We start from the raw sequence: 13,069 nt of genomic DNA, 5'->3' as shown, positions 1-13,069 counted from the left end.
GCGACCGCTAGGGGGCTTCGGCACCCCCGGCGAGAGTCGAACAACCACCACCACCGCAGCCGCAACCACCGCAGCCCGCGGGTGCGCTCGGTGCCGGGACTGCCTCGGCGGCGCGGTGCCCGAGCAACCCGCCGCCCGCGACGAGCACGAACATGCCGAGCAGCCCCACTACAGCCGCGATCACCGTGCCGAGCAGGCTTGGCATAGCCAGTCCCGCAGCCGCGGCCAGCACGCCAACCGCGCCCGCCGCCATCGTCGGCACGGCGGCCACCTTGTTGGCGATCCGGAAGGCCTCGTCACTGCGCAGGGTCGCACGCGTGCGCACCCCAGCGCCCCGCTCCAGGGGCAGCCGCTCCCGCCAACCGAGCAAGCCGCCCCAGCCGACGAGGAGACCGAGCAGGGCGGGTATCAAGGCGAGCACGAACACAAGCCGAGGATACCGGGGGCTTACCGAAACGCCGTGGTGGGAGCGGTTACCATGAGTTCGATGACGACGGCGAGCCTGCTCCTTAGCCGGCCGCGCTGACCGGACCAACCGGCTGCGCGGCGAACCCCTCACGCCCTCGGGCTGGGGGGTTGCGTTCTTTCTGAGGCAGGCACACGGGAGGATCGGCGATGACAGACGGCACCGAGACGACTCCGGCACACCGCTACACGGCGGAACTCGCCGGGGAGATCGAGCGGCGCTGGCAGGACCACTGGTCTGAGAACGGCACCTTCCACGCCCCCAACCCGGTCGGCCCGCTTTCGGAGTCGGGCAAGCCGCTGCCGTCGGACAAGCTGTTCGTGCAGGACATGTTCCCCTACCCGTCCGGGGGCGGGCTGCACGTCGGGCATCCACTCGGCTACATCGGCACCGACGTCTACGCCAGGTACAACCGGATGATCGGTCGCAACGTGCTGCACACGCTGGGCTACGACGCCTTCGGCCTGCCCGCGGAGCAGTACGCGGTGCAGACCGGGACACATCCGCGCACCACGACCGAGGCCAACATCGAGAACATGCGCCGCCAGTTGCGCAGGTTGGGCCTTGGCCACGACGAGCGGCGTTCGGTCGCGACCACCGACATCCCGTACTATCGCTGGACGCAGTGGATCTTCCTGCAGATCTTCAACGCCTACTACGACGAGGAACAGGACAAGGCCCGTCCCATCGCCGAGCTGGAGCAACAGTTCGCGCAGGGCAAGCGCGCCACCCCGGACGGCAGGCCGTGGCAGGAACTGTCCCGTCTTGAGCAGCGCGAGATCATCGACTCCCACCGGCTCGTCTACATCTCCGAGGCTCCGGTGAACTGGGCTCCCGGCCTCGGCACCGTGGTGGCCAACGAGGAGGTCACCGCCGACGGGCGCAGTGAGCGCGGCAACTTCCCGGTGTTCCGCAAGAACCTGCGGCAGTGGATGATGCGCATCACCGCCTATGCCGACCGGCTGCTGGACGACCTCGACCGGCTGGACTGGCCGGAGAAGGTCAAGTCCATGCAGCGCAACTGGATCGGCCGCTCGCGTGGCGCTAACGTCCGGTTCCCCGCGGGCGACCGGGTCATCGAGGTGTTCACCACGAGGCCGGACACGTTGTTCGGTGCCACCTACATGGTGCTGGCACCGGAGCATCCACTGGTGGACGAGCTGACCCCGGAGGAGTGGCCGGAAGGCGTTGACGAACGCTGGACCGGTGGCGCGGCCACCCCGGTGGAAGCCGTCGCGGGTTATCGCAAACAGGCTTCCCGCAAGTCCGATCTGGACCGGCAGGAGAGCAGGGAGAAGACCGGTGTGTTCACCGGTGCGTACGCCATCAACCCGGTCAACGGCGAACGCATCCCGGTGTTCATCGCCGACTATGTGCTCATGGGCTACGGCACGGGAGCCATCATGGCGGTGCCGGGCCAGGACCAGCGGGACTGGGACTTCGCGGGGAAGTTCGGTCTGGACATCATCCGCACGGTGCAGCCCGGCGACGGCTTCGACGGGCAGGCCTACATCGGAGATGGCCCGGCCATCAACTCCGCTCACGGCGACCTGAACTTCAACGGTATGGGCGTCGAGGACGCCAAGAAGACGATCATCGCGTGGCTGGAGGAACACGGTTACGGCGAGGGCACCGTGCAGTACAAGTTGCGCGACTGGTTGTTCGCGCGGCAACGCTACTGGGGAGAGCCGTTCCCCATCGTCTACGACTCCGACGGTTTGCCGATCCCGCTGCCGGAGGAGGAGTTGCCGGTGGTGCTGCCCGACGTGGAGGACTACTCGCCCACCACATTCGACCCGGACGACGCGGACTCCGAGCCGCAGCCGCCGTTGTCCAAGGCGACCGACTGGGTCGAGGTGACTCTCGATCTGGGCGACGGGCCGAAGAAGTACCGCCGCGATACCAACGTCATGCCGCAGTGGGCGGGTTCGTGCTGGTACCAGTTGCGCTACATCGACCCCACCAACGAACAACGCCTCGTCGATCCCGAGAACGAGCGCTACTGGATGGGGCCGAGGCCCGCGGAGCACGGCGCGAACGATCCCGGCGGTCTGGACCTGTACGTCGGTGGGGTGGAGCACGCGGTGCTGCACCTGCTCTACGCGCGCTTCTGGCACAAGGTGCTCTACGACCTCGGGCACGTCTCCTCCGAGGAGCCGTACCGCAGGCTGTACAACCAGGGCTACATCCAGGCCTACGCCTACACCGACTCGCGTGGCTTCTACGTCCCCGCCGAGGAGGTCGAGGAGCGCGAAGGGAAGTTCTTCTTCCACGGCGAGGAGGTCAAGCAGGAGTACGGCAAGATGGGCAAGAGCCTGAAGAACATCGTCACCCCCGACGAGATGTCGGAGAACTACGGTGCCGACACCTTCCGGCTATACGAGATGTCCATGGGGCCGCTCGACGAGTCCCGCCCGTGGGCGACCAAGGATGTCGTCGGCGCGCAGCGCTTCCTGCAGCGGTTGTGGCGGTTGGTGGTCGAAGAGGAGACCGGAGCGCTGCGGGTCGGCGACGCCACCCTCACCGAGGACGACCTGAAGATCCTCCACAAGACCATCGCCGGTGTTCGCGACGACTACGCGCAACTGCGGTTCAACACCGCTGGCGCGAAGCTGATCGAGCTGAACAACCACGTGACCAAGGTGTACGGGTCGGCGGGGCAGACGCCGCGTGGTCTGGTGGAGCCGTTGGTGCTGATGCTTGCCCCGATGTGCCCGCACATCGCGGAGGAGTTGTGGAACCGCCTCGGCCACCCGGATTCCCTTGTGCACGGTCCGTTCCCCGTCGCCGACGAGAACTACCTCGTCGAGGACACCGTGGAGTACCCGATCCAGGTCAACGGCAAGGTTCGTTCGCGGATCATCATCGCCGCAGACGCGGGGCAGGAAGAGGTGAAGGCGGCTGCGTTGGCGGACGCCAAGATCGCCGCGCTGCTTGAGGGCGCCGAGCCGCGCAAGGTGATCGTGGTGCCGGGCCGGCTGGTCAACGTGGTCCGCTGAGCGTGCCGGTCGCGGCTCAGTCGAGTTCGAGGCCGACCTCGCGGGCCAGGTCGGCGAGCATCGCGTCGAACAGCGCGTCCGGTTTCGACACCGGCAGCGGGTAGTTCCCGAACACCTCGAGGGTCACGTGGCCGTACAGCCGCGCCCAGAACTGCATCATCAGGTACGTGGTGCCGAGCGTGAACTGGTCGGACGTCATGTTGATGCCCGATTCGGCCATCACGGAGAGCAGCGAGTCGCGGTAGGCCGCGAGGTCCTCGCGAAGCTCGGGGGGCACGCCGCTGTCGGGCGGCGCCGCGACGTCGTGTGCCGCGAGCACCTCGCCCGCCGCCAGCAGGAAGACCCTGCCGAACGGCTCGCTCACCTGGTTCAGCGTCGCGACGCTGCCCGACGCCGAGCCGACTCCACCGGTGGGGGAGGCGAACACGAGCGTGAACTCCTGGGTGTGGGTCAGTGCCCAGTGCCGAAAACCCCGGCAGATGGCGAAAAGCTGTTGCGGGCCACCGTCTCGCAGGTCGGCGATCTCGCCAGCCAGTTCGGTGCCGAGGTCGGAGACGATGTCGCGGCGCAGGTGGTCGATCAGGTCGTCCCTTGATCCGTAGTAGCGGTAAAGGGCGGGCGCGGTGATTCCCAACTCCCGCGCGATGGCGCGCAGTGTGACCGCTTCGGGACCGTGTTCGACCAGCAGCGAACGGGCTGTGTGCCGGATGTCGCGATCGGTGGCGGCGCGCTCCCGCCCCCGCCGTGCTGGCCTGTTCATCGCACACCCCGTTGAGCTGGCTGTCCTTCGACCCGTGCCGGATTCACGCAGTTTAGGACCATGGGTGCCGATCAGCGCCGCGACGTGCGGGGAATCGCCGAAGAAGATCGACAATCTGGCGCGGAGAAGGATGTCGGGCGCCGCCGGCACCGATCACTCGGGGGGCTACGCGACCGGTGCCGGCGACCCGATGCCCGGCAGGCCCACCGGGCCGCACCGGACAAGACCGCGCGCATACGCGCGTGGTGCCTGTGAGAGTGTGCAGGTCCCCAGTCGATGACGTCGAGGGACCACATTCACCCGAACGAGGTAGTTCGGGTGCACCCGCTTGGCTTGTCGTACCGGCGGTCTTGAAAGTTACAAAGGATTTCACGTCCACACAACTCGAAACGTGTTGTTCGGCAGGCGGCCGTGCTCGTGGCACGCTGGCTGCGTGGCGGCACAGGTGCTCGTGGTCGGATCAGCCAACGTCGACCTCGCCGTGAAGGCCGAACGCAGGCCCCAGGGCGGGGAGACGGTACTCGGCGCGGACACGGAGGTCCTGCCTGGCGGCAAGGGGGCCAACACCGCGGTCGCCGCCGCCAAGCTCGGCGCGGATGTCGCGTTGGTGGGCGCCGTCGGCGACGACAGTTTCGGCACGCTGTTGCTGGAGTCACTTCGCGACAGCGGTGTGCGCGCCGACCACGTCCGCACGGTTGATCGACCCACCGGCGTCGCCTACATCACCGTGACCCCGGACGGCGAGAACTCGATCCTCGTCTCGCCCGGAGCGAACCGGGCACTGTGCCCCGAAGCCGTGGCCGCAGCGCTGCCAGGGGCAAGGGTCCTGGTGGCATCGATGGAAGTGCCGCTATCCACCGTCGAACACGCGCTGGTCAGCGCCAAAGAAGCCGGGGTACGTACGGTGCTCAATCTTTCTCCCGTCGCAGAGGTCGCCGAGCAGGCGCTGAGCGGGCTCGACGTGCTGCTGGTGAACCAGCATGAGGCAGCCTGGCTACTCGGTGCCGAGCCGGTCGATGCGATGCGGCTGCTCGAACTGGGGCCGAAGGCCGCGGTGGTCACGAAGGGTGCCTCGGGCGCCGTGGTGGTGACCGGCGAGGGAAGCAGCGAGATTCGCGCCCCCAAAGTGGAGGCCGTGGACACGACGGGAGCGGGCGACGCGTTCGCCGGGGCGTTTTCCACCGCGCTCGCTCGTGGCGCGAACATCGTCGACGCCGCTACGAGCGGGGTGAAGGTGGCAACGATGTCGGTTCGGCGGCGCGGCGCCCAACCCTCCTATCCCAACGCCGCCGAACTAGAGTGACGCAGCATGTCCGATGTGCAGCTTTCCGGTGTGGGCGTCAGTCCAGGGCGCGCGAGCGGGCCTGTCGTCAAGGTCACCGATTCGATCGCGGAACCCGCGAGCACGCCGTCGCCGGAGGACGCACACGCGGAGGCGGCAAGGATCGCGCCCGCGGCGCAGAACGTCGCCGCGCGACTGGAAGCGATGGCCGAGGCCGCGGGCGGTGACGCGGCGACGATCCTGACCACGACCGCCGCGATGGCGGGTGATCCGGCGCTGGTGAGCCAGGCGGAGCAGCTCGTAACCGCGCAGCGCATTCCCGCGGCGAGGGCGGTGTACGAGGCGGCGAACAACTTCGCGCACGCGCTGGCGAGCGCGGGCGGCTACATGGCTGAGCGTGTCCGAGACATCGAGGACGTGCGCGACCGCATCATCGCCGAGTTGCTCGGCATAGCGCCGCCGGGAGTACCCCGCCTGGACACCCCGAGCGTGCTTCTCGCGCGCGACCTCGCTCCGGCCGACACGGCGAGTCTGGACCCGGCCAAGGTGCTCGCGCTCGTGACCGAGGAAGGCGGGCCCACCAGCCACACGGCCATACTGGCACGCTCGCTGGGCATCCCCGCCGTCGTGGCCGTGCGTGGCGCGCTGGCGGTCGAGGCCGAAGCGCTCGCCGTCGACGGTGACACCGGCACGGTGCGGGCGGCGGACCCTTCGGCTCCCGCGGTGGCCAGCAGTGTCACGGGAACCGCGGAGTGGGACGGCGAGGGCAGGACCGCCGATGGGCATGAGGTGAAGGTGCTCGCCAACGTCGGTGCTCCCGGTGACGCCCGCGCGGCCGCGGAGGCAGGTGCTGAGGGGGTCGGACTCTTCCGTACCGAGTTCTGCTATCTCGACGCCGACGACGAACCGGGTGTGGGGCAACAGCAGGATGCCTACCGCGCGGTGCTCGAACCGTTCGCGGGCAAGCCGGTCGTCGTCCGCACCCTCGACGCCGGTGCTGACAAGCCGCTGGCGTTCCTGGCGCAGGAACCCGAGCCCAACCCCGCGCTCGGCGTGCGCGGCATCCGCGTGGCGTTCGACCGAACCAGCGTGCTCGATCGCCAACTCGATGCCATAGCGGGCGCGGCGGCCGAATCCGGTGCCGAGGTTTCCGTGATGGCGCCGATGGTGGCTACCGCCGAGGAGGCTTCTTGGTTCGCCGAGCGGGTTCGCGCCGCCGGAATCGCGCGCGCGGGCGTGATGATTGAGGTGCCCGCCGCGGCGATGACGGCGCGCGAGGTGTTCGACGCCGTGGACTTCGTCTCGGTGGGCACCAACGACCTCGCCCAGTACACCTTCGCCGCCGATCGCCAACTCGGCGCGGTGGCCACGTTGAACGATCCGTGGCAACCCGCGCTGCTGCGGCTGCTCGCCCTCGTCGGTGAGGCGGCGACGGCGAAGGGCAAACCGGCGGGTGTGTGCGGCGAGGCGGCGGCGGACCCGTTGCTTGCGCGGGTGCTGGTGGGATTGGGTGTGACGAGCCTTTCCATGAACCCCGCCTCGGTGCGTGCTGTCGGCGCGAGCCTGGCGGCCGTGACATCGGCGGAATGCGCAGCGGCGGCGCAGGCGGCGCTGGCCGCACCGACGGCACGGGCAGCGCGCGCGGCGGCCACGCCCGGGGGGCAGGCCTAGCAGGCCGAGAACCATCCCCGGCGCGGGTAACGCACGGACAGCGAACCGCCCGTCACCTTGCCGGTGAAGACGAACCTCGGACTACCCAACTTGCCCGCGGAGTTGGTCTTGTCGTCGATGGACGACCACTTGAGTTCGGTCAATCCGTTGAGATCGACAGCCGCCTGCTCCGGGATCACGATGTGCACCGCGCTCCACTTGGTGTCCAGTTCCACGTGCACGACGGGCGCCGCGATCTCCGCCTCGCTGAAGTCGAGCTTGGTCTCCCCGTACTTGTTGACCACGAGCAGCTCGGCTGGTACGAACCAGTTTCCCTTGCGCACCAGTGAGGAGCCGTGTGCCCGCAGCTTGACCCGTTGACCCGGTGCCGTGCGGGCGGCTTCGGGCGGGGAGGTGTGCCCACCGCGCATCGTGGCGTCGGGATGCACCAGGCCGGGCAGGTCGATGAGCACGGTGTTGAGCTCGCCGCGGGTGCGCGCCGCGAGTGCGGTGTCGGTGCGTTCGGTGAACTCGTCGAGATCGAGCAACCCGCGCCCGATGGCTTGTTGCAGCAGTTCCACCACGTGCTCACGCTCGGCGTCCGACACCCGCAGGTTGCGCAACCGTTCCTGCTCGTCGGGAACCTTGGTCTCGTCGGGCTCTGCCTCGTTCACGAAGCCGATGCTATGCCGCTGCCGCCCGAGGCGAATCCGGGAAAACCCCGACGCCACCCCGAAGAATCATCCCCGGCGGCTCAGGTGTCGAGGCCGTGCTCGATGGCGTAGCGGGCGAGTTCGACCCGGTTGTGCAGCTGTAGCTTGCGCAGGGTCGACTGCACGTGGTTCTCGACCGTGCGATGTGAGATGACGAGCTTCGTGGCGATCTGACGTGCTGTCAGCCCCTTCGCCACTAGCCGCAACACCTCGGTCTCGCGCTCGGTGAGGCGCGGCGGTGGTGGTTGTGAACCCGACGAGGCGCCGGCCATGCGCCGGTACTCGCCGAGCACCATGCCCGCGAGGCCCGCTGTGAACACCGGGTCGCCGTCGGCGGTCCTGCGTACCGCGTCGACGAGTTCGGTGACCGACGCGGACTTCACCAGATACCCCGAGGCGCCTGCCATCACCGCCTGCAACACGTCGTCGTGCTCACCGCTCGCCGACAGCACGAGCACCCGAGTGCCCGGCAGTTCCGTTGTGACGGAACGGGTGGCGGCCACTCCCGAGCTCTCCCCGAGGTTGAGGTCCATGAGCACGACGTCGGGCCTGACCGCGCGGGCGATCCGTACCGCCGCCGCCGCGTCGGCCGCCGTCGCCCGCACGTCGAACCCGTGTTCGGTGAGGTCTCTCGCTACCCCGTCGCGCCAGATCGGATGATCATCGACGATCATCACCGAGATCGTCATCGGTTCCCCCTCCGTGGTCTTGTCCTTGGCGCCCGCAACTCCCATTCGGTGCCTGAACCGGGCTCGGTCTCCAGCGCGCAGCTACCGCCGAGCGCGGTGAGTCGCCCCTTGATGGACTTCTCGACGCCGAGGCGTCCTTCTGCCACGGCACTTTCGAGTCGTCCCGCCGGAATACCGGGACCGTCGTCCCTGATGGTCAACACGACCTCCTCGGTGAGGTCCTCCAGCAGCACCCACGCCTTGGCGTCGGTGCCTGCGTGCCGTTCCACGTTGGACAGCGCTTCCTTGGTGGCGGCGACCAGTTCCGTCACGGTCTCTCGCGGCAGCCGTACCTCCCCAGCTGGTGTGGAGACCTGCACCGTCGAGGTCGCGAGTAGTTGCAGCGCGCCGCGCAGGTCCGCGTCGCCTGAGGCCGACGGGGCGGAATGCCCCGTGGTGACGAGTGCGCGCAACGCGATCTCCTGCTCACCAGCCAACCGAGCGAGTTCAGCTGCTTCGCCGCCGAGTTCGGTGCCCCTTCGCCGCACCCTGGCCAGCACCTGCAACACGCTGTCGTGGATGGAGCGCGCCAGCCGTTCCCGTTCCGCCGTGGCCGCCTCGGTACGCATCGCACGCGCGAGCGCGGCCTGTGAGCGGCGTGCCGTGGTCGCGGTGATACCGATCAGCAGGCCGCTCGCGGTGAGCAGCACGCCGTCCCTCGCGACGTCGAGGGTCAACTCCTGCCGGGCGAACCCCGTGGCGACCGCTACCGCCAGGCCCGCGACGACGCCACCCGTGGCGCCGAATCTGGCGCCCGCGGCCAGCGGCGGTACCGCTGCCCACACGGTGGTGACCAGAGGCGCCAATCGCGCGTACTGCGCGTCGGAAAGCACAACCGGCGAGGTCAGCATGAGCGCGCAGGTGATGGCGACGTCGGTGACGACAAGCCATGCGAAGCGCAGCGACCCCCGCAGGTAGCACAGGCTCGTGACAGCGGTCCAGACCACCATGACGGCGAAGGCGGTCCATGCCAGCCATGGGCGCTGGTAGCCGTGGTGGTGCACCAGCAGCGCACCGAGTGCGAAGCCGAGCGTCACCCAGCGCAGCGCGATCGTGCTCCACCAAAGCGGTGTCGCCGGATCACGCAGCCGCCGACCGGTCATGCCCGTTCTTGCTCCCGCTCGCCATCGGCCACATCGGCGTCGGTATCGGGGCGGGCGCCGGAGTCCGAAAGCACGTCAATGGCGTCCGGGTCCGGATGGTGCTCGTTGACCAGCGATTTGATTCCGGAGTTGAGGATCGCCAGCAGCGGCACGGAGAGCAGCGCACCGGGGATGCCCGCGGTGACGAGGCCCGCGGTGATCGCGAGGATCACGGCGAGCGGGTGCAGCTTCACCGCCCTGCCCAGCAGCAGCGGTTGTAGTACGTGGCCTTCCAGTTGCATCACACCGACGACGATGGCCAGCACCACGAGTGCGGTGACGAATCCGTTGGTCACCAGTGCCACCAGCACGGCGACAGCCCCGGTGACGACGGCTCCGATGATCGGTACGAACGCCCCGAGGAATACCAGCGTCGCCAGCGGGACGACAAGCGGGACGCCGACGATCCACAACCCGATACCGATGCCGACACCGTCCACGACGGCGACGGCCGCGGTCGCGCGTACGTAGCTGACGAGCGATGCGAAACCGCGCCGACCGGCGGTGTCGGCGCGGGCTCGCACGCCGGAGGGAACACCGCGCATCAGGAAGGTCCAGATCTGCTCGCCGTTGATCAGGAAGAAGATGAGGACGAACAGGGTGAGCAGGAAGCCGGTGAGTATCTCGCCGACCGTGCCCGCCGTGGTCAGTGCACTCGCGGTGATCGATGCCTGGTTCTCCTGGATCAGCCCGATGGCGTTGTTGACGAACTCCTCGATCTGCGTTTCGCGCAGGTGCAGTGGCCCGTTGATGAGCCAGTCCTTGATCTGATCGAGGCTCTCGTTGAGCTGGCGCTGTAACGCGGGCAGCCCGTCGGTGAACTGGATGATGACGAAAGTCAGCAACCCGCCGACGGCCCCGAGGCCCGCGATCAGCACGATCGCGGCCGCCAGCCCCCTCGGTACGCGCAGCCGCACCAGCCGGTGCACGGCCGGGGCCAGCAGCGCGGCCAGCAGCAAGGCGATGGCGACCGGAATGACGGCCACCGAGAGGTAGCCGACGACCCAGCCGATGACGTAGAGGGCTGCTATGACGACGAGGAACCGCCATGCCAGTGCGGCGCTGACGCGCAATCCCTTCGGCACCGCCGCCGTCACGTCGGCTCCCTCGGCGACCACGGAAGCTGTCCGGTTCGTGGCTTTCCGGCGTTGGGGTTCAGGCTCGCTCACGGGCACACAGTAGCGGGAACGCTGTTACTGCGATGCCAACTCGGTGCAACCGCCGGGTGAGGATCGCCGCGTTCAGCCAAGTCGTAGCGATCGCTTGGCCAGGCCGTACCAGTACCCGTCGACGACGGTGCGGACGGCGCCGGAGCCTTCTCCCGCGCCGAGAGCCACGAACAGTGGTGCGAAGTGCTCGCTGCGTGGGTGCGCCAGCCGGGCGGCGGGAGCCTTGCGCTCGAAGTCGAGCACGGAGTCGATGTCGCCTGCCTCCAGTGCCTGCCGTCCCCACTGGTCGAACTCTGCGGACCAGGCCGGTGGCGTTGAGTCGACGCCGTCGACCATGCGCAGCGCGGCGAGGTTGTGGGTGAAGAACCCGCTGCCGACGATCAGCACCCCCTCCTCACGCAACGGCGCGAGCCTGCGCCCGAGGTCGTACAACCGCCGCGGGTCGAGCGACGGCATGGAAACCTGCAGCACCGGCACGTCGGCTTCGGGGTACATCTCGACCAGTGGCACGTAGGCACCGTGGTCGAGGCCGCGTTCGGGGTCCTCGTGCAAGGGCGTGCCGGTGTCGTGCAGGAGGCCACGCACCCTGCTCGCGAGTGCGGGCGCTCCGGGAGCGGGGTACCGGACGCGGTAGTACCGCTCGTCGAAGCCCCAGAAGTCGTACACGAGCGGAACCGTTGTGGTAGCGCCGAGTGTCAGTGGTGCTCGCTCCCAGTGGGCCGACACGATCAGCACCGCTTCCGGCCGGGGCAGTCCTGCGGAGATGTCCGCGAGTTGCCGGGTCCAGGTGGTGTCGTCGGCCAGTGGCGGCGCGCCGTGGCTGAGGTAGAGGACTGGCATCGTGCCGGGTTCGACTGACATTCGGGCCGCTCCCATTGAAGTTTCAACTTCATCCTAGCCCAGGGCCAACGGCGGCACGAGAGTCTGTTGTCGGTTTCCAGTCCGTCGGCTTGGTCGTCGCCCGCCTGGCGGCGCTCTGTGCTTCACTGCTGCCGTTACGGTGACCCGTTGCGTCCCACGAGATGAAAGGCGCGACTGAGCTGCCGGTAGGGGTCTCGTCGGCCGGCTTCCAGTTCGACCGCCGCCATCGCGGCGACCTGCTCGGAGTCGGTCGGGTCCAACTCGGCTCCGCTGAACTCGAGCCAGTCGACGAACAGCCATACCCCGTACCAGCGCACTGGCTCCACGTCGTGGGTGCGCAGCAGCTCGCCCAGTTCTTCCACCGTGTCGGCTCGGCTCGGCACTCCCAGTACCCCGATCGCGGTGCTGGCGTCGAACGAGGCGAGCGCGTCCTGCCAGCGCCGCTCCAGTGCTGGACGCACCGCCATCGTCCTGCTGTTGCCCGTCATGATTGACACGAGGCCACCGGCAGCGGTGCAGCGGCACAGTTGCTCGACCAAAATCTGCGGCTGTTCGAGGTACCCGAGCACGCCGTGGCACAGCACGGCGGCGAAGCGCCGACCCCGCACCGCGTCCTCCGCGCGCTCACCGTCGGCTTGCACGAGCGTCACCCGTCGTCGGCTCTCGCCGGGCAGCCGCTGTAGCCGTTGTCGAGCCTTTTCCAGCATCGCGGCCGACGGGTCGAGCAACGTCACGTCATAGCCTGCCCGAGCGAGCGGGAACGACTGATGACCCGCGCCGCCACCCACGTCGAGCACGGCCGCCGGAGGCGGCGGCAGTTGCTCCAGCAGCTGTTGGTGCATCACGTACGTACGCACGTACCCCTTCACCGAGGTATATGCCTCGTCAACGAATCGGTCGGCCAAGCTCGCCCAGGGATCGCTGCTCACCGGCCCAGCCTACAGTTATAAGTTAGTAACTAGTAACCTTTTCGCTGTGGCCACACGTATGAGCGGGACGGCACGACGATCCCAGGTGTTGGGGATCGCCGCGCGAGAGTTCGCGAATCATGGACTTCACGGCGCGTCGATCGACGCGATCGCGCGCGAGGCGGGCATTACGCAGGCCTACGTGTTCCGGATGTTTCGGACGAAGAAGGCGCTCTTCTCGGAACTGGTCGGCATGGCCTTCGATCGGTTCAGCGATGGAATGGCGCAGGCAGCCAGGGATGCCCGAGGCATAGACGCGCTGGCGCTGATGGGCGCGCGGTACTACGAGTCGCTGGCCGACCGCACGACTCTGCTGTTGCAGCTACAGGCT

The 13,069-nt window shown here is 68.4% G+C and carries 12 protein-coding genes; 4 read left to right on the top strand and 8 right to left on the bottom strand.

All coding sequences use genetic code 11. The features are described 5' to 3' along the window. Positions 1-7: 7 nt before the first annotated feature. Positions 8-427, bottom strand: a complete 420-nt coding sequence (locus FHU38_RS23400; protein WP_167176481.1) for an SdpI family protein — start codon at positions 425-427, stop codon at positions 8-10. Between the two features lie 188 nt (positions 428-615). Between FHU38_RS23400 and leuS the strand changes: the two genes are divergently transcribed. Beyond that, on the top strand, positions 616-3,465 hold the full coding sequence (leuS, locus tag FHU38_RS23395; protein ID WP_167176479.1) for a leucine--tRNA ligase: 2,850 nt from the start codon (positions 616-618) through the stop codon (positions 3,463-3,465). A gap of 16 nt (positions 3,466-3,481) precedes the next feature. Here leuS and FHU38_RS23390 read toward each other — a convergent pair whose 3' ends face one another. Beyond that, positions 3,482-4,225, bottom strand: coding sequence for a TetR/AcrR family transcriptional regulator (locus FHU38_RS23390; protein ID WP_167176477.1), 744 nt, complete (start codon positions 4,223-4,225; stop codon positions 3,482-3,484). Between the two features lie 433 nt (positions 4,226-4,658). Between FHU38_RS23390 and FHU38_RS23385 the strand changes: the two genes are divergently transcribed. Beyond that, positions 4,659-5,528 carry a ribokinase gene (locus FHU38_RS23385; protein WP_167176475.1) on the top strand — a complete coding sequence of 290 codons (870 nt, stop codon included), beginning with the start codon at positions 4,659-4,661 and terminating at the stop codon, positions 5,526-5,528. A 6-nt stretch (positions 5,529-5,534) separates the two neighbouring features. Beyond that, positions 5,535-7,178: a phosphoenolpyruvate--protein phosphotransferase gene (ptsP, locus tag FHU38_RS23380; RefSeq protein ID WP_167176473.1), complete on the top strand. Its 1,644-nt coding sequence runs from the start codon at positions 5,535-5,537 to the stop codon at positions 7,176-7,178. On the opposite strand, the gene FHU38_RS23375 is transcribed toward ptsP, so the two are convergent. The 6 genes from FHU38_RS23375 to FHU38_RS23350 form a co-directional block, all read right to left on the bottom strand. Beyond that, positions 7,175-7,831, bottom strand: a complete 657-nt coding sequence (locus FHU38_RS23375) for a DUF1707 SHOCT-like domain-containing protein (protein ID WP_167176471.1) — start codon at positions 7,829-7,831, stop codon at positions 7,175-7,177. The genes ptsP and FHU38_RS23375 overlap by 4 nt on opposite strands. 80 nt (positions 7,832-7,911) lie before the next feature. Beyond that, on the bottom strand, positions 7,912-8,559 hold the full coding sequence (locus FHU38_RS23370) for a response regulator (RefSeq protein WP_167176469.1): 648 nt from the start codon (positions 8,557-8,559) through the stop codon (positions 7,912-7,914). Next, a complete protein-coding gene (macS, locus tag FHU38_RS23365) occupies positions 8,556-9,701 on the bottom strand; it encodes a MacS family sensor histidine kinase (RefSeq protein ID WP_167176467.1) in 1,146 nt (381 codons plus the stop codon). The genes FHU38_RS23370 and macS overlap by 4 nt, the downstream gene beginning before the upstream one ends. Next, on the bottom strand, positions 9,698-10,909 hold the full coding sequence (locus FHU38_RS23360) for an AI-2E family transporter (RefSeq protein ID WP_390623327.1): 1,212 nt from the start codon (positions 10,907-10,909) through the stop codon (positions 9,698-9,700). The genes macS and FHU38_RS23360 overlap by 4 nt, the downstream gene beginning before the upstream one ends. Positions 10,910-10,981: 72 nt before the next feature. Next, complete coding sequence (locus tag FHU38_RS23355; protein WP_208416913.1) at positions 10,982-11,770, bottom strand: dioxygenase family protein; 789 nt, start codon at positions 11,768-11,770, stop codon at positions 10,982-10,984. A 134-nt stretch (positions 11,771-11,904) separates the two neighbouring features. After that, positions 11,905-12,699: a class I SAM-dependent methyltransferase gene (locus FHU38_RS23350; RefSeq protein ID WP_167176465.1), complete on the bottom strand. Its 795-nt coding sequence runs from the start codon at positions 12,697-12,699 to the stop codon at positions 11,905-11,907. Between the two features lie 46 nt (positions 12,700-12,745). Between FHU38_RS23350 and FHU38_RS23345 the strand changes: the two genes are divergently transcribed. Next, positions 12,746-13,069, top strand: a 324-nt coding sequence (locus FHU38_RS23345) for a TetR/AcrR family transcriptional regulator (protein ID WP_313886888.1), incomplete at its 3' end; no start/stop codon positions are given.

It is taken from the genome of Saccharomonospora amisosensis, from assembly GCF_011761185.1.
In the GTDB taxonomy this organism is placed as follows: domain Bacteria; phylum Actinomycetota; class Actinomycetes; order Mycobacteriales; family Pseudonocardiaceae; genus Saccharomonospora_A; species Saccharomonospora_A amisosensis.
Note: the sequence above shows the minus strand (reverse complement) of the source record. Positions and strands in the feature narration are given on the sequence as shown.

Bases quoted from the DNA above. Each gene is read 5' to 3' on its own strand.
- FHU38_RS23370 (WP_167176469.1), bottom strand. From the start codon at position 8,559: ATGACGATCTCGGTGATGATCGTCGATGATCATCCGATCTGGCGCGAC.
- FHU38_RS23390 (WP_167176477.1), bottom strand. From the start codon at position 4,225: ATGAACAGGCCAGCACGGCGGGGGCGGGAGCGCGCCGCCACCGATCGC.
- leuS (WP_167176479.1), top strand. From the start codon at position 616: ATGACAGACGGCACCGAGACGACTCCGGCACACCGCTACACGGCGGAA.
- macS (WP_167176467.1), bottom strand. From the start codon at position 9,701: ATGACCGGTCGGCGGCTGCGTGATCCGGCGACACCGCTTTGGTGGAGC.
- FHU38_RS23355 (WP_208416913.1), bottom strand. From the start codon at position 11,770: ATGTCAGTCGAACCCGGCACGATGCCAGTCCTCTACCTCAGCCACGGC.
- ptsP (WP_167176473.1), top strand. From the start codon at position 5,535: ATGTCCGATGTGCAGCTTTCCGGTGTGGGCGTCAGTCCAGGGCGCGCG.